At 35.6% G+C, this 23,368-nt stretch carries 14 protein-coding genes and 1 tRNA gene; 11 read left to right on the top strand and 4 right to left on the bottom strand.

The window, feature by feature from the left end; all coding sequences use genetic code 11:
• The first annotated feature begins 2 nt into the window (after window positions 1–2).
• Window positions 3–371, top strand: a complete 369-nt coding sequence (locus QUE09_RS13840) for a hypothetical protein (RefSeq protein ID WP_286233393.1) — start codon at window positions 3–5, stop codon at window positions 369–371.
• A 185-nt stretch (window positions 372–556) separates the two neighbouring features.
• Here the strand turns inward: QUE09_RS13840 and QUE09_RS13835 are convergent, their stop codons facing one another.
• The gene (locus tag QUE09_RS13835) at window positions 557–1,903 is read right to left on the bottom strand and encodes a S41 family peptidase (protein WP_286233392.1); all 1,347 of its coding nucleotides are present in this window, start codon (window positions 1,901–1,903) and stop codon (window positions 557–559) included.
• 112 nt (window positions 1,904–2,015) lie between these two features.
• On the opposite strand from QUE09_RS13835, the gene QUE09_RS13830 reads away from it, so the two are divergent.
• The 9 genes from QUE09_RS13830 (at window position 2,016) to QUE09_RS13790 (ending at window position 17,678) form a co-directional block, all read left to right on the top strand.
• Window positions 2,016–2,927 carry a LysR family transcriptional regulator gene (locus QUE09_RS13830; RefSeq protein WP_286233391.1) on the top strand — a complete coding sequence of 304 codons (912 nt, stop codon included), beginning with the start codon at window positions 2,016–2,018 and terminating at the stop codon, window positions 2,925–2,927.
• 619 nt (window positions 2,928–3,546) lie between these two features.
• Window positions 3,547–4,107 (top strand): tyrosine-type recombinase/integrase, encoded by a 561-nt coding sequence (locus QUE09_RS13825; RefSeq protein ID WP_286233389.1) that lies wholly within the window; start codon window positions 3,547–3,549, stop codon window positions 4,105–4,107.
• Between the two features lie 526 nt (window positions 4,108–4,633).
• Window positions 4,634–5,527, top strand: a complete 894-nt coding sequence (locus QUE09_RS13820) for a DUF4747 family protein (RefSeq protein WP_286233385.1) — start codon at window positions 4,634–4,636, stop codon at window positions 5,525–5,527.
• Complete coding sequence (locus tag QUE09_RS13815; protein ID WP_286233384.1) at window positions 5,524–6,138, top strand: hypothetical protein; 615 nt, start codon at window positions 5,524–5,526, stop codon at window positions 6,136–6,138. Before QUE09_RS13820 ends, QUE09_RS13815 begins: the two co-directional genes overlap by 4 nt.
• A gap of 113 nt (window positions 6,139–6,251) precedes the next feature.
• Window positions 6,252–7,487, top strand: a complete 1,236-nt coding sequence (locus QUE09_RS13810; RefSeq protein ID WP_286233382.1) for a DNA cytosine methyltransferase — start codon at window positions 6,252–6,254, stop codon at window positions 7,485–7,487.
• Window positions 7,488–7,648: 161 nt separating this feature from the next.
• On the top strand, window positions 7,649–9,475 hold the full coding sequence (locus tag QUE09_RS13805; protein ID WP_286233380.1) for a hypothetical protein: 1,827 nt from the start codon (window positions 7,649–7,651) through the stop codon (window positions 9,473–9,475).
• Complete coding sequence (locus tag QUE09_RS13800) at window positions 9,450–10,454, top strand: hypothetical protein (RefSeq protein ID WP_286233378.1); 1,005 nt, start codon at window positions 9,450–9,452, stop codon at window positions 10,452–10,454. Before QUE09_RS13805 ends, QUE09_RS13800 begins: the two co-directional genes overlap by 26 nt.
• The gene (locus QUE09_RS13795; RefSeq protein WP_286233376.1) at window positions 10,444–15,876 is read left to right on the top strand and encodes a DEAD/DEAH box helicase; all 5,433 of its coding nucleotides are present in this window, start codon (window positions 10,444–10,446) and stop codon (window positions 15,874–15,876) included. Before QUE09_RS13800 ends, QUE09_RS13795 begins: the two co-directional genes overlap by 11 nt.
• Window positions 15,876–17,678 carry a hypothetical protein gene (locus QUE09_RS13790; protein ID WP_286233375.1) on the top strand — a complete coding sequence of 601 codons (1,803 nt, stop codon included), beginning with the start codon at window positions 15,876–15,878 and terminating at the stop codon, window positions 17,676–17,678. Before QUE09_RS13795 ends, QUE09_RS13790 begins: the two co-directional genes overlap by 1 nt.
• Before the next feature lie 317 nt (window positions 17,679–17,995).
• Here the strand turns inward: QUE09_RS13790 and QUE09_RS13785 are convergent, their stop codons facing one another.
• The 3 genes from QUE09_RS13785 to QUE09_RS13775 form a co-directional block, all read right to left on the bottom strand.
• A complete protein-coding gene (locus tag QUE09_RS13785) occupies window positions 17,996–19,243 on the bottom strand; it encodes an integrase domain-containing protein (protein ID WP_286233373.1) in 1,248 nt (415 codons plus the stop codon).
• A 173-nt stretch (window positions 19,244–19,416) separates the two neighbouring features.
• Window positions 19,417–19,493: transfer RNA gene (locus QUE09_RS13780), tRNA-Ile, on the bottom strand.
• 161 nt (window positions 19,494–19,654) lie between these two features.
• Window positions 19,655–22,405 (bottom strand): choice-of-anchor B family protein, encoded by a 2,751-nt coding sequence (locus tag QUE09_RS13775; protein ID WP_286233371.1) that lies wholly within the window; start codon window positions 22,403–22,405, stop codon window positions 19,655–19,657.
• Window positions 22,406–22,639: 234 nt separating this feature from the next.
• Here QUE09_RS13775 and QUE09_RS13770 point away from each other — a divergent pair, with 234 nt between their 5' ends.
• Entirely contained in the window at window positions 22,640–23,368 is a 729-nt protein-coding gene (locus QUE09_RS13770) for an MbnP family copper-binding protein (protein ID WP_286233369.1), read from the top strand.

The raw sequence follows: 23,368 nt of genomic DNA, 5'->3' as shown, positions 1-23,368 counted from the left end.
TAATGAATAAACTGATTAGTCTAGTCTTCATAATGGTCACCATAGCGGGCTGTGAAACGACATCTAAAGAGTCACTTAAGCCAGCGGTACTTGCTAAAAGCAATGCTGAAACAGTAAGTGTGATAAAAACTGCGATGAAAGAACATTTTAATGTGCCAATCAAAACGCTAGCACCTGATGTATTTTCTACATCTAGTTGGTTAACGCTAGAAAGAGCAAACAACGCTGTCTTAGGCGTTGTTACTGAAATGCCGCTTAAATTGCGCCTAATGACGGATAACCAACAAAATTGTTATCTATCAAAACAAGATGAAGAGAAAACCGTTCAACTCTTTCAACTAAGTTGTAAGCTTGAGAGCGATAATAATTAACGATAGAGTTGGCGACTAACGATTTACTTTTCTCTAAGTGCTAATAATAACATACGCTTAGTGCCCCTTTAATAATAGGTGTGCTAAGCGTATTGCACTTAAATCCCTGCTCTTTTTTATAGAAACTAAAACGTTATCAGCCATAATGTGGCTGATAACGTTTAAAGGGTTGATTCAATATCTGTTTATTGTTGCACTAATAATTTGGTAATTAATTCGCTGGGCTTGGTTTGGTCATAATCAATTTGAATATCTAAAGTAGAGCGTTCTAAATTATGACCTCCTTTAGGTCGACTCAGCAAAAAGCGAGGAACCACTGCCAGCAAGTTTGAATGCGTTAATGTAAGGTATTGCGTGCCACCAGTTTGGCCACTTTTTCCCCCCGTTTTATCACCAACTAATTCGCCAAAGCCATAATCTTGTATTACGTTCATAAACAAAATTGATGATGAATAAGTATAGGGGCCAACCAATACTGATACTTTGCCGTTAAACATTAACGGATTGTCATGTTGAACTTGTCGTATCGTACTTATTTCACCTGTAACCACATCGCCAGCTTTTTGCCCTTCTTTTTCTCGCCCCGCTAATACTTTAGCTTTGTAATTGGAGCCTGTGCGCCATGGTTTATCGGCAATATTAGCTAATATACCTTTTATCCAAATATTATCGTCTCCACCGCCGTTTTTTCTGATATCAATAATTAAGTGGCTTAGGTTTTGTTCTTTAATTGTTTGAAATGCTGATTGCAAAAATTTAAATACTCTTGCTTCATCTTTCCTCCAACTGAAGGTATTAAGCGTAAGCAGGGCCGTTTTATTGTCTAACACGCTAAATTTAAAGTTAGCGTCAAAACTATCTTCATTGCTTTTAACTTCATTACTAGCGTCAATGGTGAGGCTATTTACGCTATGTTTACCTTGGTTAACCTCTAGTGCGAACTTTTTGTGTTCACCAAAATACAGCCAGTAGTAGAAATAAAATCTAGAGGCAAGTAGAGCCTTTCGTTGATTGTTGCTATCTCCATGAGTTCGCTTAAGTAATTGCGATAGTATCGTATCAATGGCAATGCCATTTATTTTGGTGATCACATGGCCAGCCAAGTTTGACGCTTGACCATTTAGTTTTTCCTTAATGAGCAATTGTTCATCTTGAAAAACCACCTGAAATGGAAAAAAAGTGCCATCATTTTTTAAGTAGTCATCGATCAATACTTTTCTTTTAGAAGGGGTTAGCGAGACATGCCCATCAGAAATAATGCTATTGTAGGTCATCATTTCTAACCAAAATTCTCGCACAGAAATGGGCTTATTTATACTGTTTTTGAATTGGTTAACTTTTTGGTAAAAAGCATCAATATCTTTGGTTGTGTATGATAAATCAGGGTGCGTTTTATCAATAAAATCCAACCATTGCTCAATATCTTTTCTTACTTCGCTTGGTTGTAACATCGAATGATACTGTTCAAGTGTTGTCGCAAATAGGCTGCTAGAGTTAAGCACGACTAACATGATGATTAATCTTTTAAACATTCTTTTCTCTTTATTTTTGAGTTTATACATCAGTAACAATGAAGCCATTGTACTTAATGATAATGTGGCATAACATTAATCTAAACTTACTTTAAAGTTAAGGTTTGACTTAATGATTAATAGCGATGATCTGCGTTTTTTTCAAATGATCGCGAGCCACACCTCTTTGGCTGCCACAGCACGCGCGATGAATGTAACACCGCCGAGTATCACTCAACGTTTACAAACAATTGAGCAAAAGTTGAAACTAAAGCTAGTGGAGCGGCACGCTCGAAATATTACCTTGACTGACGAAGGGATATTGTTAGCGGATCGAGCGGCGATTATTCTTGCGGAAATGGATGATCTTAATGAGTCATTATATAGTCAACGTCATGAAGTAGCAGGCTGTTTAAAGGTTTTAGCGCCACTGGGATTTGGCCGTGATTACATCGCACCATTATTAACTGAGTACCAACTACAATATCAACATATGTCGGTAGAGCTTGAACTTTCTGACAATCCAGACTGGGCGAGCAAGCATTCTTGGGACATTATCATTTACATTGGTGAGTTACGGGATTCGTCACTAAAAATGCTAACACTCAGTGAAAACAGACGCTTTTTATGTGCCTCGCCAAGTTACCTTGAGAAATATGGTGCCGTAAATAAACCTGCCGATTTACGTCATCATCACTGCCTTGCGCTAAGAGAAAATGCTGAAGATGTAACAATGTGGAAGTTTTATAATGCAGATGCAAACATCACTGAATCAATTCGAATCCAACCTAAACTTGCTTGCAACGATGGACAAGTGATCAAACAATGGGCACTCGATGGCTACGGTATTATGTCTAGGTCTGAATGGGACGTTGCTGCTGAAATTAAAAGCGGTGCCTTAGTAAAATTACTGAGCCAATATGAATTACCAACGGCCAATATAGTCGCTTTATTAGGCACAGACCAACGTTCACGATCTGGTAGAACGACGCGGTTTTTAGAATTGATCAAAGAGAAAATAGGTCAGAAACCTTGGTACCAGTGACTCAGTTGAGCTTTAGTGAAAACCATGGCTAGCCACTGATTACTCACTAGAGTATTTCAGTTACATAAGGACAATAAACTAGATTTATTTAACCAACGCGGGAATTCCATTTACCAATTGCACTCAAAACAGAATTTCCTATGTTTAATTGTCACCGGTTCTTTTAATTACAGCTGAAAAATTTGCGATAGGATCGGCGCTAAAAACTCTGTTCAGGCTAAACGCATCCTTTATGGTAAATGTGCACTCGAGCTGAATAATGCTGCTTGGCTAATCACGCTGAAAGTATTGAATTAAATGGTGGCCCCTCCTGAACTGATCAAGGAAATTGATATCTGTTTTATTACTAAGTAAGTATTCAGTTTGTTTTGTGGTTGGCTACAAAATAAAAATGCTAAGGAGTTACTGAGTTTGTTTATTGTAACTTTATTGAGTATTACTCAATGGATTGTTATGAGGTAAGCATTAGCGTTGATTAAACCCACCAAATTACAAAAGGGTTCAGGTTCTCAATTAGGGAAAACGGGAACTTGCCATCCCTTGTGTATAAAGGGCTCCACACCAAATAGCCTTTTGAAGGGCACATTTCGACGTTATACAACAAAAGAGGAAGCTGAGCATGGCTGAAGTTGAAGCGATTAAAGAACTTGACTCTATTAAGCTAATCAGTCACTTATTAGAAATTAGATGCAGTAAGCAAATGTCTGATATTTGGAATATTGGCTTGAACCTAGCATTACGAATATCTGACTTATTGTCAATAAAGTTTAGTGATATCCAAGACGATCGATTAGTTATTAAAGAAGCTAAAACAGGAAAACAAGCAAACATAAAACTAAACAATAAAGCTCTTAAATATATAAGGAGAATTCAACAAGAGCACCCAATGCATATTTACTTATTTCAATCGTACCGAAACCAACAGGCCATTAACGGAATGCCAAAACCATTATCAAGACGGTCAGTAACCAAAGCGTTTGCCTTGGTGGGTGAAGAACTAAACCTTAAGCTAGGCACTCACTCGATGCGTAAGACTAGGGGGTATCATCTATATAAACAGACCAAAGATATTGGCAGGGTAATGAAAATGCTTCGTCACGGAAGCGAAGGAGTTACTTTGCGTTATATTGGTATCACACAAGACAACATCGATAAAGACTTTGTTGAACTCGAAATTTAAGAAATGGGGGGAGCACCCTCCATTCTATTTTTTGTAACCATAGCTATCCCTAAAAGCGAAAGAAGAGGCAGAAAAGGGCGCAACAGTTGTCATGCTAGTACCAGCAAGAACAGATACAAGTGCTTTTAATGAAAGCTTAGTAGGCGGAGAAGTAAGGTTTATTATAGAAAGACTTCAGTTTCAGCAAAATGAGTAAGAGAAAGGCCCAGCTTCATTTCCTAGTATGGCTTGTATCGTGGCTCCTGAAATAAAGCCTAATATGAGGATGGTTAGTAGGGATAATTTGAAGTAAATAAAACAATATTTGTCTAGGTTTTTAATAACCTAAACTTTATGCCCTTTAGTGCAGTTTTATATTGGTGAATTTTTATTTCTAAGTATTACATACCTAGACTAGGTCAATAAAATTTAACTTATCATGCCCTTACATTGGCTTTGTAGTGTTGTGCAATATGATTCTAAAACAAAATATGTTAGATTTCTTATTAGGAAAACATTTTAGTAAACACCGAAACATGGAGATATTATGGCAAGGGAAAAGAAGTTAGTTGTTGGTGCTATAAATATCACTATTCAGCCTCATAGTCCTCAAAAGTATTTAGAACTTTTTAAAGACACATTTAAGCTTAAAAACACAGTTAATATTTCAGGTGATCAATATGGCCTATTGGCAAATATGTATAAAGTTGATAGAGATCAGAAAGAACCTGGACCTATAACGGGTGATATTTTTAAATTTACAAATATAGATAAAAATGCTCAATGGTTTAACATTTCAACAAATGACTTTGCTAGTGAAGATGATGTTGATGATGTAAATATCCCTGAAAACTTGAAACCCAATTCTTCACGATTCTCATACATTTTTTTTCCTGAGCAACATCTTTTGTTTTATGAAGGATATTATGATGGAAATTCATTTGGCCCATCTAATGCCGAACGGTTTATCAGTAGATTATTCAATGTAGAATCTATCATTCAGAAATACGGCAAAATTGATGTTACTCATGTGCCAGAAGCTAACGCGTTATCAGAGGCTTTAAAATTACCATTTAAAGAAAGAATAGAAATGGTTGTGAAGACCCCTAATCCTGACAATCACGCTGATGCTGAAAGAAGAGTAATGCAAAGGATGCGTGCTCAAAATGTAGAAACTTTTGAACAAAAATTTAAAGCTGTTCAAGGTGAATCTATTGAAATGGATACTGATCTTGAAACTATGGCACATATATCTGCAAAAAATGGTAGCTTTTTCATTAAAGGTAAAGATCATAATTTTAAGCCTATAGAGTTCTCTACAGTTAAGCATCCTTTGAAAATAACGGAATATTATGATCCTGATGTCGAATCAGCATTTGCATTATTTCTAAGGGTCGCTTCTTCAATGAAAGATGTTGTGACTACATGGTTTAGAAGATGAACGAGAGTATCCTCAATAGATATTGGCGTACTTATGGTGGCTTTTCAGCCCTAATAAAAAGCTACTATCTTTGGATTTCTGTTGTTATTACAGCAGTACTTTTTCCGCATTGGTCATCAACTAATTGGTGGGATGATGTTTTATCTATAATGCCTAATTTATTAGGATTCTCATTAGGTGGCTATGCTATGTGGATAGCCATAGGGGATGATAACTTTAGAAAGCTCATAAGTGGTGAAGATGATGATGGTCAAGCATCGCCATATATGGAAGTGAATGCAGCATTTGTGCATTTTATAATATTACAAATATTATCGATGTTGCTGGGCCTAACAGCCAAAGCGTATTCTTTTTCAGTAGAAAATGATAACTCAGTGGTTATATTTTTTGGCGAATATTATGAATTCTTATGCCTTGCGGGGTATAGCTTCTCATATTTCATTTTTATATATGCATTACTGTCGGCTCTAGCTGCAACCCTTGCTCTGCTTAGGGTTTCTTCGTGGTATGATAAGTTTCAAAGTCAAACTCCTGAAACTAAATTAAGTACAGATGAAGAAATATTAAAAGAATTAAAAAATATTTCTCAACAACTTAAAGTCAAAAATTAAATATAAACTTAATAACAAAGAAGAAGCTAGTAAATTAATGAATGGAAAAAATAAGTACTTGTCAAAAAAACTCATCTTTATAAATTTTGATAGCAAGAGTTTTTATAAATAAAATGGCTCTTTTAAGTAATAAAAAACAAGGTTTTATTTCTCTTTTCTCTGGTTCGGGTGGATTAGATTTAGGGCTTGAAACAGCTGGTTTACATCCTTTGCTTTCCGTTGAAGTGGATAATATTTGTCAAGAAACACTTAAACTAAACAAGCCGAAAATTAAATTATCTAGCGAAGGTGATATTTTTAATATCAGCTCAAGTCAAATAATGAAAGAAGCTAAAGTAAAACGTGGAGAACTTGCTTTGCTTGCTGGTGGACCACCTTGCCAGCCATTTTCAAAATCTTCTTATTGGGCAAATCCGAATAATTCAAGGATGGATGATCCAAGAGCTAATTGTTTAATCGAATTTATGCGAGTTGCAAATGATTTGCTACCACAAGTAATACTTATCGAAAATGTAACTGGTATTGGCTACTCAAATAAGAATGATGGTTTAAATTTCATTTTTTCGGAGTTTAAGAAAATTAATGAACGAAATAGTACAAACTTCAAACCGGTAATAGAAACATTAAACACTGCTGATTTTGGGGTTCCACAAGTACGAAAAAGAATATTCATAATTGCTTGTCGTGATGGAGAAGAATTTAAATTTCCTGAACCTCGATTTAAAAGTGATGATAGTGATAATGCAAAATTACCTAACTACCGTACCGCGTGGGACGCTATAGGTGATTTGGACTCAGATATATATCAAAATGATCTTAAGTTAAAAGGAAAATGGGCTGACCTACTCCCGTCTATACCTGAGGGTAAAAACTATCTATGGCATACGGAAAAAATGGGAGGTCTACCACTATTTGGCTGGAGAACTCGTTACTGGTCATTCTTGTTGAAACTTGCGAAACATAAACCCAGTTGGACTATAACTGCTTCTCCAGGTCCTGCTACAGGTCCTCTTCATTGGAAAAATAGGTACTTATCTGTTCGAGAGCTAGCTAGATTGCAGACATACCCTGATACTTATAAGTTTTTTGGAAGCTATAGAGAACAACATAAACAAATTGGTAATTCCGTTCCTCCCGCAATAGGTGAATTATTAGGGTTAGAAATTAGACGTCAGGTGTTTAAACGACAAGTCAGAAGAAGTTTACGGCTTATCCCAAAAGCAAGAGAAGCTAGCTGTCAGACAGTTAAAACTAGTGATGTTCCAGGTAAATATCTGGATTTGATAGCAAATCATCAAGAACATCCCGGAGTTGGCAAAGGACCAGGGGCTGTAAAGGCAGTGAAATAAACTTAAGTATTTTAGGCGAATTTAGTGATAGAAAATTGCTTCATAATGAAAATGCCCCTCAAAATTGCCCCTAGAACTTGAAGATGTATTTGGTCGCTGAGAGAAAAGAATACCCTCTAAAGTGGTAAAGGAACAAAAACAATTATAGTGTGGGTTATAAAATGGAACAGAAAAATATTACATTAGCTTCCTTAGCATGGAAAATTGAAATATCTGAGTTTGAAAGGAAACGAATTAGTTGTTTATTATCAAATATAGAACATCCAGCTTCGAATATTTTTAAAGAATATATTCGTAAATACAAACCTTTTCCTAGAATTGCTAGATCTCTTCAGAAAGAAATAAATGGTTTTCGTGTAGGTTCAAAAAATTATCATAAAAAAGCTATAGATATCATTTTAAAAGAACTACAGAGCGGAGTGAGTCGAAAATTATCATGGGAATTGTACCTTAGAAGCATTGCCGAGTACTTTTATGAAAAACTTTCAGCCTTTAATACATTGATGCAAGAAGTCAAAGTAGAAGTAGATTCGCCAATAGACTCAATGTTCATTTTAAAGGAAATATGTAAACATGCGAGTGAATTTCAAGTTGATGAAAAAGCAATTACAGAAGTTTATGAGCTTTGGCCTTTTGAGCGTCAAAATAACATCTCTGAGATTTTGTCTGAGATTGGAAAGCATGCTGAGTTAGGGGAAGTACAAAGGGGGTTAAAAGAACTTTCTCAAAAACTTGATTTAATTAAAAATGAACTTCCAGCAAGGATTAAAAAATCCGTCACCTATGAGTTGAAAACTAAAAAGCTTGATGAAAATCACATTCATTTTGAAGAAAAAATAAATAAGTTAATTCCTCTACTTTTTCAAAAAGAGTTTTCAACTATTCAGGAAAGTACATCCAACCTCGTAATTAGGATGGATAAGTTAGAAAAAGAATTTTCGGAAAGTACATCTAGTATCCAAGAGTCACTCTCTGATATTTCAGATTCAGTTGAAGAGCATGTTGAATCATTTACTAATCATGTAAAAACTTTGGATAGAGACGTTCAAAAATTACAAAAGATTGAAAGTGCTACTTCAGATAACCAACCAGTAAACACTCCTTATTACGTATCTCCTAATACAATGCACTTTAAGTGGTTTAATAATAGAAAAGAAAAAGCACTTATAGAGAATATTGATGAGAAAACATTTGTAAAACGATTTTCACAGGCGTTTGATGATGTTAACGCTATGCTACCTGTTAATTACCATTCATTATTGGCATCGTCTCCTGTTATTGTTCTTAGTAATGGTGAAGTGGCGGATGCTTGGATAAATGCATTAGGCTGGGACAGTTATGCTTATCGAATAGCAGCATCGCCGACTTGGAGTTCTGTTGATGACTGGTATGAGGGAGCTGAATTTATATTTAGTGAGAAGAGTAACAAACCCAAAATACTATTGATCTATGATTTTGATTTAGGTTTAGTTGAAGGGTACTTACTTCCTATATTAAAAGTATGGAGGGCTTCTGGCTATGGTCGACCTTATGAAAAAATAATATTAATATCTTCGAATGAGAATGTTATTGAGAATAATAACTTACATGAGCCTGTTATTTGGTTACCAGAGAAGAAACTAAGCGTTGACGGTTCAAATTCTCCTTTCCTTCTAAAGCAGGCTCAATGCTCTCAATCAGGTGCTGTCTCTATAAAATCATTTGTCACTTGGTTAGATGAAAAAAATATCAAATGCTCAAGTAAACTAAGACAAAAAATGCACCAATTTTTTAAAGAATTAAAAAATATCGAAATTCAGCTTCCTTTGCATATTTTTAGAAAGAGTGACTTTTTATTAGAGCATTTGACTAAAAATGGAAATAGTAATAAGGAAATTATGGCTATTGTGTTTCAATCGCTTATTTTTCCTTGGGTTACTGCTCATTATGGAAAAGAAAAAATGAGAGAAGTTGGTGACTATTATGCCAGTGAATATTCAAAAGGATAGTCATTTACTTAATGTTGTGATTGATTTGATGGCATATTACAAACTAGGTGATTTGAGCTTATTTCATCAGTTATGTAGTAAAGTCCTTTTATTTCTAAATACATCTTATTCAGTTGAGCAAGAAAAAAAGTTTCGCCGCTTGGTACTAAGCCGTTTAACAGCTTTTGGCATCGTAGAAATATCAGCCGAAAATAGTTTAAGGAAATGGCGTTTGATCAACAATGGCTTTATCGAAATTGACAGCAATAGTTTCCTTGTTATTGGCAATATTAGCTTTCGAGAGCAAGTAATAAGTTCACTTGAAAATTGTGAGCTATTAACACAGCTTGACCAACATAAATTATATGAATTTCCAAAAGAATTCGGTGTTGGAATAGTATTAACTCTTGTCAAAATAAACATAAGTGCAGCTATTTTAAAGAGAATAGCATCAAAGCTAAATTCTTCAATATTTTGGTTAGAACAACGTACATTAGATTTGTTGTTACCACCACTGAGTTCGGTAAAAAGTAAGTTAAGTATAGAGAACTGTTTTGACGGGGTTACACAATATTCCACCTATAAAAAATTTGATTTCGAAACTTGTAAATGGATAAACATAAACGGCTCTTTAATTGAAGAGGAAGGATATTATCAATTGCCTCACTTATATGGAAATTACCGTAATATATGTATCAGAAAAGAAATGGGAGTGATGGTCACTTACGATATGAATTCTCGTAATTGGACTTATTTGCTAGCTTTATCTGTAATGCACCAAAAAATATATTGGCGATATAAAAGCAAAGTAAACAAACTATACATTCCATCTCAACAGTTTGGATTGCTACCTACTTTATTCAAACGGGCCATGTTAACAAAATCATTTAAATGGCCTAAGCATGAAAATGGCTATTATGTGGTTACAAAAATATCTTCAGATGATGTTGAATTAATACTAGAAAGATATTCGATAATAAGGATTAGTTATGAGTTTTAAGCGATTTGTAGATGTTAACAAATATATCAAAAATGATATCTTGTCTTATATAAATACGGCTTATGAGACCAACGATGATGAGTTTAATAATGCAAGAGAAGAGTTCCTAAAAAACTTCGAACATAGTCCTATTTTTAGTGAGCCATTATTGGAATTTATCACTCGATATAAATTATCACCAACATCACTATCTGAGTATCTGAAAAGCGAAGTTTTTTGTAATTTAAGTGATATTAATAATAATGAATCTAATCAACTATTAGCCATTTTTGAAGAATTATTACAGACGCCTTATAGGCACCAAATTGAATCAATATCCCAAACAATAAATGATAAAAAACACATAGTCGTAACTACAGGAACAGGTTCGGGAAAGACATTTTGCTTTGTTTTGCCTTTATTAATTAATATTTTTATGGAATCACTGGGCTCTGGTGGTAGGCAGCGTTGGGATGGACGAGGGGGCGCGTTTAACCCTCCTTGGTGGCATCAAGATGAGCCAAAAAAGTATAAAGCATACAGAAAAGTAAGCAGAACACCTGCTGTTAGGGCGCTACTGGTTTATCCTCTCAATGCACTAGTACAAGATCAAATTGAAGGTTTACGTAAAACACTTAATGGTGATCTTGCTCAACAGTTTTATAAGCAAGCGTTGAATGGCGATCGAGTTTTTTTTGGCCAATATAATGGTTTGACTGAAGGCAAGAGCACCCCAGGTGATAGGAGAGAATTACAATCTTGTGCGCGTTACTTATCAACACTTGAAAAAGAGCGAGGCAATATAGACGATAGTCTTTCACATCGAGTACAAGATCCATCCAGTAATAGTGGCGAAATGTTGCTTCGCTGGGATATGCAAGAAACTCCACCAGATATATTAATCACTAATTTCAGCATGTTATCTATCATGTTGATTAGAGATAAGGAACAAGGAATATTTGATAAGACTCGTCAGTGGCTGGGTGAGAGCGATGAAAATGTCTTTTATCTTGTACTAGATGAATTACACAGCTATCGCGGTACTGCTGGTAGTGAAATCTCATATACAATCCGTTGGTTATTAAGTCATATCGGCTTGCATCCTACACATAAGCAATTACGAATTATTTGCACATCAGCCTCTCTGGAGGGGGATGAATTGCAACAAGGATACGATCCTACGTTTTTATCTGAGTTTTTTGGCACACCTGAAAAATCTAATTTTTTTAATATTATTTCAGGTGAACAAATTGATTATTCTAATTCAGGCATTGAAGAAATTAGAGAGCTGGCTGATAAATTTTCAAGCTATTATCAAAATGGTACAAATGATGTCGATTTTAATTATTTAGCAGACACATTAAAAAGTAAGCTTGGGGAAAGAGGTTTTGGCAATGATTCAGATCTTTTTGAAAATGTTTTAAATAAAGTTAGTCAATCTATCGATACTTTATTGAAAAATGATGATTTGGCAATATCCCCATTTAGTTATCAAAATATTGCTGATGAATTATTCTGTGGAAATATAAATTCTGCTTATGGCTTAATTCACTTCATAGCCTCTAGCGAAGATGACAGCAAAAATGTACAAAGTAAAGCAAAGTTACGGCAACATATTTTTGTTAAAAATTTATCTGGTATCAGGCGGGCAATGACAATAAATGGTGGCAAGCTAGATCAGTATTTACTTTACGATAACTCTGTAGCTTATTGCCCCGAAACTCAAACCGTTACATTAGACAGTTTATATTGCCAAGTCTGTGGTGAAATTTACTATCGCGGATATGCTATGGAACAAAATAATATGTGTTTTGTCTCCAATGATATCGTTGATCACCGTATTATTGACCCTGTATTGCTCTATTTACATTTTTCAGCTGAACAAAATAATCTTGATTCAACCAATAATAAAGGATGGGAAATTCTATCCTTTAATGGCTTTAGTGGAGAAATAAATTCTAAGAAAAATTTTGAGGAGGACAAATCAGGTTGGGCAAAAGTGGATGTTTTCCAATGTCTTCAGTCAAAACCCCCCACTACTTGTCCTTGCTGTGGTACAAACTGGGCAAGTCGAGGAGATAAAATTAACTCTCCAATCCGTACTATGGGTACGGGTTATCAAAAGCTGAACCAAGTTATCATTGAACAACTTATGTGTTCGTTATCCGAACTCCCCTCAAAAACTAATGAAAGTAAAAATAAATTAGTCGTTTTTAGTGACAGTAGAAGAAGTGCGGCCTTAGTTGCGGCAGAGTTAGAATATAACCATTATCGCGATGCTATTAGAGCAAATATTGAAGCATTAATTAGATCTGAAATTCATTCAAATACAGACATTGAAGAATATCTGGTTTTATGTCGAGAGAGTGATTTTTCGGGTATGAGCCAACATGCATTAAGCGAGGAAGACATTCAATTGGCTCGCGATATTGAGTGGTATACAAATGGTCGATTGGGAAGCGATACGGCCAATTACGAATTAATAAAAAGTGTTGCTTTAGGTGTTGATAATAAACTTGTACATACGGGGTGGCTAGTCGACAAATGTCTAAGCTCATTTGTAGCTTCTGCTATCAATCCAACTGGTTTGTCTTTTCCCAATTTGGCTGAAAACTTATGGCCTCTTTTGTTGAACAAAAGTAAAAAAAGACTTTCACCTGAAGAAAGCGATGTACATAAAAGAATAAAAGGCTTGTTAACAAATGAAATCAGGAAAGTCATCACTGATTCTATGGCGAGAGATTTTGAATCACTAGGTTTTGGTTGGCTAACTTTCGATAGAAACAAGATTCCAAGTGCTTACCAATATAATAAAGAACACTATATTGGCTTTATTGATACCATTATTAGGTTTTTATCTTTTTATTACAAAACCAGATCAGATTATAGTGATGTTTCAGGTTGTGAGTCACTGCCAAAATACTTTACCGATTGGTTGAAAGAGCACTTTAGTCAGTTTGGTTTAGTTGGTTCAGCCGAAAAAGTATCCGAAGAGATTAAAACCTTTTTAGAACCTTATAACGTAATTAATAGGCGTTTTTGTGTTCAGTTTGATAGCCTTTATATTCATAAGCCTGGAGAGTACTTTTGGCAGTGTGATAAGTGTAGAGCTGCCCACCTTTTTAATGTCTCAGATAAATGCAGAACAATAAAGTTCAGAAATGCTTGCTCAGGAAATTTAATAAAACGCCCTTATAAAGATTTATCTGAACGTAGTAACTACTATAAATCTTTTCAATTAAATAACCGGCATCATTCTCCACTTAGAACGGCTGAGCTATTAGGTCATACCGATAAAGATGAACAGAGAACACGTCAGTTACTTTTTCAAGATATTCAATTAGGTAAATTAAAATCACTTCTACCTGACAATGACTTAGCAAAAAAATACTTGGGATTAGATGTGTTAAGTGTGACCACAACTATGGAAGCAGGAGTTGATATCGGCGGCCTAAAATCTGTATATATGGCCAATATGCCACCTCGACGTTTTAATTATCAACAAAGAGTTGGTCGTGCTGGTCGAAGAGAAGATAGACTATCTTTAGCATTTACTTTTTGTAAAGGGCAAAAACATGATGAATATTATTTCTCTAATCCATTATTAATGGCTGCTGAAAAGACTTCGCCGCCAAAACTAGATCCAACCAATACCTCAATTATTCAAAGAGTAGTCAATAAATATGTACTGGTTTATGTAATAAAAAAACTAGTAATAATTGAGGCATTAGCTTTATCAAAAGTAAATGGCAGTGAAACTAATGGTCAATTAGGTACGCTACAAGATTTTGATAATTATTGCATTGATTATTGTAATGGTATTTTAAAATATAGAGATCAACTTATTGAGCCATTGAATAAAATATTTACCTCACTTTCAAGAGAGGCTCTGATAAAGCATATTGAAAAAGTTGCAGATACAATAGCTACTCTAAAAAAGGTGAAATTGCAGTCATGCATTGGTAAGTATGGCTCTCAATATTCTTTAAGTGAGGTACTAGCTTTAGAGGGGGTATTTCCTTTATATGGTATGCCTATTAGGAATGTCTCTTTGGTTCACAACAACCCTAATAACGCTCCTAACTATGCAAAATTTCCTATTAGAAAATCTATTATAGATCGTACTGCCGATATAGCGCTTTCAGAGTTTGCCCCTAAACAAGAGCTTATCAAAGACAAGAAAAAACTAAGTTGCGATGGGTTGGCTTGGTATAAAAGGGAAGGGGATGGGATCAAAGCTAAACCCGTACCTAGGTCATCGATAGAGCCCTTTTTAATTTGCCGTGATTGTGAGTCTTTATTAGCTCAGGGTATCGAAAAGTGTGAGCATTGCAGTTCTACTGAATTGTTTCAATCTACCGGTTGGATGCCTGAATATTATATAACTAATTTTGAACATCGTTCATATGATGGTCACATTAATTCAGTACCACAATACATTATACAAACAACTACACCCGATCTCCTGAATATGGAAAACTATTGGGGAGCATGCAAAATTGAAAGTAACGCAGGTCATATTACACGTATTAATACCAATAATATGTCAGGATTCAATTTTAAAGTAATAACAGAAGATTGCTCAGCTAAAGGACTTTATAAAGTTGTTTCAGAGGATGATGCTGTCGATAATGTAGTATTGTTTTCACGTCAGTATACCGACTTTTTTAAACTATCTTTAGCTGATATTCCCTATTACTTTAGTGAGTATAGGGATGATAGTGACACATTGACCGCGATCAGAGCCGCTTGGTTATCTGCGGCTGAGTTATTGAAAATAGCAATCATGACTATAGAAGATATTGAACCGAATGAACTGGCGGTAGGAGTTATTCGTGAACAATCAGAAAATTTCCCTCAGTGGCATATATTTATTTCTGATACTTTAGACAATGGCGCTGGGTATGCGTCAAAATATGCTGAAAGTGCTACTTTTCAAACTTTATATGATTTTGTTACACAAAGTTTCAGTAAAGACTATCTACAATCAGATAAACACAATGCTTCTTGTCTTTCTAGTTGTTATCGTTGCCTAAGGAGTTACGAAAATCGACTACATCATGCGAACTTGGATTGGCGGTTAGGGCTTGATTTATTGTCAGTTATGGATGGTGAATATAGTGAAAAAATAAACTTTCAACTTTATTGGGAACCAATTCTTAAAGTACAAATTCCTAAATTACTAACTCAATTATTGGGTAATAATCCGTTGGAGATAATGTTATTTAAAGGAAGAGTTATTTATCACTGTGATGGAAATACTCTCATTGTTCCATTACATCCTTTTGAAAGTCGTGGTCGTAATAAAAACTTGTTGTTTGATGCGATTAAAGCTGAATATCCCAATTGTATTGTTGTTGATATGTGTCCGTATACATTTATGAGAAAGCCTTTTACTGAAAAGCAAAATATTGCTGTTAAATTACGGAAAAGTAGATACTAGTGGAACTATTACAATGGAATGAAAAACTGTGGACATATATCAAAAGTCACTATGTTGATGGTCGTGATATTTATCTAGCATTCGATAAGCACATATTAGAACAATTATACGATGCAGATGACACTGAAGACTCTACTGAATCGGCATCACAAGACCTATTCAATGCATGTCGTAGTGGTTTTATATTTGGTCCTTCTAGGGTCAGGATGCAGCCTTTTGTATTCACAAGTCAAAGTGATAATCCATCTTTGGTTTTACCTTTTGCTGTTCAGCAAATAATTGCTGCTGAAGAAATGGTAAGTGGCAGTGATTACTCAGCAGATTCTTATTATCCTCATTATTGTGAAGCTATTGGTGAAGGTATTATTAACCTTCATCAGTGCCCGATTAGTTATAGAGATTTTGAAAGAATATGGTCAACTTTAAAGTCTGAGCTACTTACTCAACTTAAAACATCAAAAAGTTGTATTACTTTCGATTATGGGATTGGTAATAAAAATAAGTATCGAAATTTTCCTCTTTCACAAGCGTTATTAAATATTGACGATTTATCGGGATTATCAGAAAGACTAAATTCTTCTGATTTAGTTAATGCTCAGTATTTAATGACCAAAGTTAGAAGGTGTTGTTATTTACTTTCAAAACGCGGCCAGAAAAAGGTACATGTAGAAGCTTTAGCAAATCCAATTGCTGAGCAAGTTATTGACTATATGTCATCTAAATTTGAAGTTCAGGTCAAACGTAAAAGAACGATTAAGAAAGTAGAGGGGAAATTTTTTCTTTATACCGAAACCGATGGTTGGGACGAAAACTATCTCTTGTGCTACTTCGATTTAGATGAAAAGCAATTGTCTTTTGCTCAATGTAATACTGCTTTAATTCAATATATAGAAACATATACTGTAATGGCTTTTACTCCTGATAATAGGGGGAATTTTTCTATACAGCAGGACTTATCCTACGACTTGTCTAGCGGTGATTTGTTATTGTTATACCCTAAGGACTTAAACTCTCGTTTTTTAGGGGATCTTTGTGCTAAATTCCCGGAAATTGATGTTAATTCAATAATTAATCATGATATTAATGATGATTACATTTTGAAATCATTTTCAGGTTTTCCTCAAGAAACTTATTTAGCTGATATTTTGCCAAACAAAATAAATCAAAATAACAGCTTGGACATGAATAAACTTTCATTTGAAGGTGGTTTAGTAGTTAATCAACAAACAAGATCATATCTTGTAGGGTACCCGCCCACTAAAATATATTTTAATAGTACTCAAATACCTCTAAATGAACTTATAACCGTTAATTGCCAAAGCTATACTATAAAAGAGTTTTTGCAAGAACTCATTTTAAACCGAATTGACTTAGCTCTACATATTGATTATTTAGGAGCGAGCATTTCTTTGAATATGGTTGTAGACAGAAAAATAATGAATGATGTGTTTATTGGTTACCCTGTCATTAATTCTAATATGGATAGTGATTCATGCTGTCTTATGGATTCTAATGTAAGTTATTTTTCACATGTCTCCTGGTCTAATTCTAATATTCATTTGAACAGACTATTGAAATGTATCAATGATATGGATTTTATTAATCTAATGAAAACTAGTACAAAGTCATGGATTACTTCAACATCGGAAGAATTGAAAATAGTAAAAAATTTAATTGATAGTCAGGAGCAAAGTAGCAATTTAAATAGTTACCTTAGTTATAAAATTAAGATTTCACGAAAATTACCTGCATCTATAGTTCAAACAATCAGAGGTTTTAGTTCAAACAGTATCAAATGTTGAGTTTGAATCAGAAATAGCATGTTTAGAGTTTGTTCAAAGTTGGTTGAACTTTGCAGTAATGAGCAGAGTTTCATTATTCTAGGTGGTTATGGTGTAAGATGTTGATTTGTAAGTTAATGAAGTGTAAATCGTTAAATGTGTGTGCTTCATAACCGAGTTTGTTTTTTTATATTGAGTCAAATCAATCGCTTGTTATGTAAAGCTCATAAGCGTGCCAACATAATATCCAAGTGTACAATCCAAGGTAGTAAAATTTAATGCTGAACTTTGTTTTTCAGATAATGCCAATGAAGCATATTATTGATGGCAAGGATTCTCTATTTGTTGCCAACTACTTTAAGCCCTTTAAAACTAGCTACAGATAAGTTTCCCATTGATGCTTGTTGTATATGCTCACTCCACCAGGACATTAGTACTCGTCTGCGCTCAATGTATTCTGCGCGATTGTAAGCTCTTCTTACCTCATTTTTATCCACGTGTGCTAACGCAGCTTCTATCACATCAGGGTCAAACCCTTGCTCGTTTAATGTGGTGCTAGCAAGCGCTCGCAAACCATGAGATACGAGTTCACCAGCGAATCCCATGCGTTTCAATGCCATATTTGCTGTTTGGCTATTTACATGACTTTTAGGGTTTCTATGGCTAGGGAACAAATATTCACGATGACCTGATATTTCTTTTAGTGTTTCTAGCAAACTTAGTGCTTGCGGTGTCAAAGGGATGGTATGAGGTTTTTTCATTTTCATCCTTTCTTCTGGGATTATCCAAACCTTATTTTCTATGTCTATATCTTGCCAACGTGCAGTTGCTGACTCTATAGGCCTCGTCATAGTATGTAACTGCCACTCAACTAAACAACGGGTTATTTTCATAATGCTGGCGTTGTTAAGTGCCTGCATTAGCTCAGGTAGCCTATCTGGAGTAATTGTTGCCATATTAGTTTTTTTGGGGGCAGCAAATAGCTTAGTAACATCACTTAAGTAATTTACCTCGATAACTCCTTCAGCTAACGCTAAGCGCATTACCTCATTAATAACCCTGCATAGCCTTTTAATTGTTTCTAAGCTGCCTTTAGCTTCTATAGGCTTGAGAATTCCAATAATAAGTTTTGGCTTTATTGTTTCAATTGGAACATTTTTAAGAGAGGGGAGTATATGTTTGTCTAGTGATTGAAATGCTTTGTTTGCGGTTTCTTCCTTTACTTGCTGCCTTTTTAACTTCAACCATTTATCTGCAAATACACCGAAGGTATTTTCGAGAGCTTCTTTATTTTTTTTGATTAATTCTTCTTTGTGGACTTTAGGATCGATATCCTTAGCTAATAGTTCTCGTGCTTCTTTTCTTTTTTGACGAGCGTCAGCCAGTGAGACACTAGGGAAAGTACCAAAACCAATATTGGTTCTTTTTTTTGTATAGGGCTTTGAATAATTAAATATCCAAAATTTTTGCCCGTTAGGCTTTACTCTTAGTGCTAAACCTTCGCCATCTGCTAAATTGTATTCTTTCTCTTTGGCCTTGGCTTGCTTGATTTCAGTATTGGTTAGAGGTCTTGTAATATTCGCCATTGTAACAACTCCCTTGGCTCTTTATCGCCGTTGTTACATTCAGTGTTACATTAAATTGCGGATGTTACAATATCGTGGTGGACGCCAATGGACTGAATAATAGGCATTTTGAACTTATTTACTGGCTTGCAGGCACAAAAAAAGACGTACACGGACGTCTTTAGATGATGAAATGGTGGCCCCTCCCAGACTTGAACTGGGGACCTACCGATTATGAGTCGGGTGCTCTAACCAACTGAGCTAAAGGGCCATTTATTTGAAGGTGATTGTGAATGCTTTCACAAATCGGCGTGCAGTATAAGCATTTTTTATTTTAATGTCACCACTGAAACTTTAAATTTTATCAATGAACGGTTTGTTAGCTTATTTGTTGAGCAATGTGTGTCCATTTTTACATAGCTCAACATCAATTTAGTGCTTTATTCCGCGTGCTATAGAAAGTGGTACTAATAGAAGCATTAGCCAGAACCAAGCGCCGCCGCCACTGCTTCCTCCTGAATTAGGTTTAGTAACCGTGGGTGCAACGACTGTTATTGAAACACTTTCGGTTGTCGCTTCCCCTCTAAAATCGGTTGCGGTAAAGCTAAAGGTTAAGGTAGTAGCACTACTAGGCGCTATAAAGCTAGCTTCAAGTTGGTCTGCATTGGTAATTTCAACATTAGCGCCGTCAGTTTGCTGCCATAGATATGTCATGTCATCGTTATCAGCATCTTGAGCACTTGCGCTTAAATTAACCGTTTGCCCGGTATTGACTTGAAAATTCTCTCCTAAGGTTACCGTTGGTGCATTGTTGGTTTCGTCATCTACGATGGTTACGGTAACTGTGCCATTTGTGCCTATACGGCCATTGGCAATTGTGGTTAATGTGATGGTAAATGTTTCTGGCTGTTCTTCAAGGTCGTCATCGAGCAAGATAATATCAATATATTGTGTGTCGTTATTACCGTCAGCCCATGTTAATTGGCCTGCTGTAGCTAACACATCTTCATCTATTGTCGCTTCAATGCCTTGAAGTTGATATGAAAACGATATATCGCCTTGTGAATTACCCAAACGATTAACGGCGATAGATAATGTTTCCTGCGTTTCAGGGACTGTTGTATTTGCTAAGGCAAATGATGCGGCACCGTAATCAGGTTCACCATTTATGGTCACATTTATGTAGCTATTGTGGCCTAATGATGCGCCATTTGTTGGGTTGTAAAGCTTTATGAAGAAAGATTCATTATTCTCTATCTCCATGTTGTTTGCGGTAATATTAATATCAATTGTCTTGGCTGCAATATCGTTTTCCGCCCATGTAAGTTTGCCATTAGATACTTGAAAATCATTATTAGCTTCGGCACTGCCTGGTATAACAATATAATCTACGGTAACGGCTTCATTAGTAGGTTCAGCACCTTCACGTTCAATAGTTAATGTTAGTGTTTCATTGTCGTTTGTAGACACTTTGGCTTGATTAAAAGCCAGAGTACCTTGTGCTTCGTTTAGGGTATTATCTTTAAAAATGAATAAACCACTATTGATATCGCTGACAAGAATATTACCTGACGGTAAATAAGGGTATACACCCCAAGCGCCATTGAAGCTGGCGTTATCACTTGGTGTAAACGTATCAAAATAGCCCACAAGTTCAGGTGATGATGGGTTGGTAATATCTAATATTGTTAAGCCTCGTTCATAATTTGACATATAATAACGATTCCCTCGAACAAAACCGTTATGATCTATTGCACTTGTGTCACCTATCCATGAGCCTACTTGTGTTGGGTTCGTTAGATCCGTAATATCAAAAATACGTAACGTAGAGTTTATCCCTAAGTTTACTTCGTCGAGTTCATCATGAACGAAGACATAGTTATTGTCTTCTGTTGACCATCCTGAATGTACGTATTGTGCGCCTGAGTATGTTGCACGTCCCAGATCTGTGGTTTTTGTGGTATCTGTGATATCCCATAATAAAAACTCTGATTCATTGAAATCGAAAAAGACTGTACAAAATGCTTGAGCATTGACGCAATCGGTATCTTTTCGATCGTCAGTGATGGTCATTGACGCCGCATCATGGGTATATGGACGTGAACCTGTTGACTGATCTGATTGATACGTATCAGTAATTTGAGTGAGTGTTTTAGGATCACTTAGATCGTAATTGAGAAATTGCCCTGAACTTTTATTTGTTCCTGCTAAATGCAGTATCGGTGTTGTACCGGGGTTAGCAATATTGAGCGTGTAATCAATGTTAGAAATATAGACGTTATGTGCGCTGTATACGGTTTGGTTTTTTTCAACAATATTAATAGAGTGGGGCAAATTATTTAAATCGATAATGGTGACATATTCTGTGTTGTTAGGTGATGCACCATCAAGTGTTACGTAAGCATAGGCTTGCCACAAACCAATGTTCTTATCAAAATATTGGTATACTTTGATATCTCGCCATACAACAGCTCTACCACTTACTGCACCTACCTCTGTTGGGTTGCTTGGATCACTTACATCGACCACTGATGTACCACGCTCTAGTCCAATAATGGCATATTCTTTACCTGTATTTAAGTCAACATGCCCCCAAATATCGCTACCTGCGCCGCTATTAGTCGACAATGCACTTAATGGTAGGTGGCCTAATAAATCGACGTTCTCGCACGAATAACTACCTGCTTTACCATTATCACAGCTCACATTTTGCTGTACGCTTTGCATGCTTTTGTATGCGGCAAGCTTGGCTTTTAACCTATCGTCTTGTTTAAGTGCTTTACGGTCTGTGATGATGTTAAAACCATTACTTGCAAGTTCGCTAGCAAACTCATGAGGAATGCCAACAAGTGTAGAAATATTTGTGGCTGGGCTTTGATTTTGAAAGTGATCAAATTTATTGTACCCACCGCGAATAGGAACAATTTTACTTTTTAGATAAAATAGCTCGTTAGCATCATTGATATGATATTCTCCACTGGCAACGAGTACCTTATCGCCTTTATTCGCTTGTGTTACGGCATAGGCAATTGACTGACACGGACGCAAGGCGTTATCGCATTTGCCAATATCTTGACCGTCAGGGGCAACAAAACGTGCTCTGTCATGCTCTGAGTGCGCAAGTATTTGGCTCGAAAACAATGCTGTTATTAACACCGCAATAGCGACTAAGATAGATCTCATCGTAGAATATCCATGTTTAATTTGAATTCACTTTCTACCTTATAACGTAGCAATAATTGTGACTACTTTTAACTTAAATACGAAATTAAATGTCTAAATTGTGTATCAAATTGTTGTCAATCATGACGGTATTCACGCAATAAACGACTTAAGTACGCACTGGCTTTTTTGATGTTAATTACTGATAATGCCAATGTTTATTTAACTATTCTTGTCGCGTATATAGGAATTTTGATGAAGCATTTGTCTTGGTTATGTAGTGTATTAATGTTTATCTTAGTGGGATGTTCTCAAGCTGAAAAAAAGCACGTGATAACCGTAGAGGTTAATTTTAATGGCTCGCCATTTAACTGTAATTCGATTGTTGCAGAAAAGTGGCAATTATCACAATTGTATTTTTATTTAACTGATATTGCCTTTTTAAATGAACAACAAACATGGCAAGCTGTAAATCTCACTGAAACATCTTCTCAACATCAAAATGTTGCCTTACTAGGCATAAACTGTGCAGATGAAAAAAATGCTACATGGCAGTTAACACTGCCAGATGATATAAATGGCAAACAATTAAAGGCTACGGTAGGAGTGCCTTTTGCTTTAAATCATCAAAACCCAATGACACAAAAAAGCCCACTAAATGTGCCCAATATGTTTTGGGTTTGGCAAACTGGCCATAAATTTATGCGCTTTGAGATGCAAAGTCAGACTGAAAATTGGCTGTTTCATCTAGGTTCAACGGGCTGCTCTTCCGCAAGTGCTTTAAGAGCACCTGATAGTAAGTGCTTGCACCCTAACACTGTGACAATGCCTTTAGGTAATGTTAAACAAGGTATTGTAACATTGGACATTGGCCCTTGGTTTACTAAAGTCATTTTTGGAGAGCCAAGTAACTGTAAAAGTGCTCGCGACAATATCGCTTGTCAGCTCATCTTTGCCAATATAGCCCGAGCGACACAACATTGA

The organism is Thalassotalea sediminis (genome assembly GCF_030295915.1).
Taxonomy (GTDB): domain Bacteria; phylum Pseudomonadota; class Gammaproteobacteria; order Enterobacterales; family Alteromonadaceae; genus Thalassotalea_C; species Thalassotalea_C sediminis.
This window is presented reverse-complemented; position numbering and strand designations above follow the sequence as displayed.

Coding starts and splice junctions, on each gene's coding strand:
- QUE09_RS13835 (WP_286233392.1), bottom strand. CDS start 1,903: ATGTTTAAAAGATTAATCATCATGTTAGTCGTGCTTAACTCTAGCAGC.
- QUE09_RS13840 (WP_286233393.1), top strand. CDS start 3: ATGAATAAACTGATTAGTCTAGTCTTCATAATGGTCACCATAGCGGGC.
- QUE09_RS13770 (WP_286233369.1), top strand. CDS start 22,640: ATGAAGCATTTGTCTTGGTTATGTAGTGTATTAATGTTTATCTTAGTG.
- QUE09_RS13825 (WP_286233389.1), top strand. CDS start 3,547: ATGGCTGAAGTTGAAGCGATTAAAGAACTTGACTCTATTAAGCTAATC.
- QUE09_RS13810 (WP_286233382.1), top strand. CDS start 6,252: ATGGCTCTTTTAAGTAATAAAAAACAAGGTTTTATTTCTCTTTTCTCT.
- QUE09_RS13815 (WP_286233384.1), top strand. CDS start 5,524: ATGAACGAGAGTATCCTCAATAGATATTGGCGTACTTATGGTGGCTTT.
- QUE09_RS13805 (WP_286233380.1), top strand. CDS start 7,649: ATGGAACAGAAAAATATTACATTAGCTTCCTTAGCATGGAAAATTGAA.
- QUE09_RS13775 (WP_286233371.1), bottom strand. CDS start 22,405: ATGAGATCTATCTTAGTCGCTATTGCGGTGTTAATAACAGCATTGTTT.
- QUE09_RS13800 (WP_286233378.1), top strand. CDS start 9,450: ATGCCAGTGAATATTCAAAAGGATAGTCATTTACTTAATGTTGTGATT.
- QUE09_RS13785 (WP_286233373.1), bottom strand. CDS start 19,243: ATGGCGAATATTACAAGACCTCTAACCAATACTGAAATCAAGCAAGCC.
- QUE09_RS13795 (WP_286233376.1), top strand. CDS start 10,444: ATGAGTTTTAAGCGATTTGTAGATGTTAACAAATATATCAAAAATGAT.
- QUE09_RS13830 (WP_286233391.1), top strand. CDS start 2,016: ATGATTAATAGCGATGATCTGCGTTTTTTTCAAATGATCGCGAGCCAC.
- QUE09_RS13820 (WP_286233385.1), top strand. CDS start 4,634: ATGGCAAGGGAAAAGAAGTTAGTTGTTGGTGCTATAAATATCACTATT.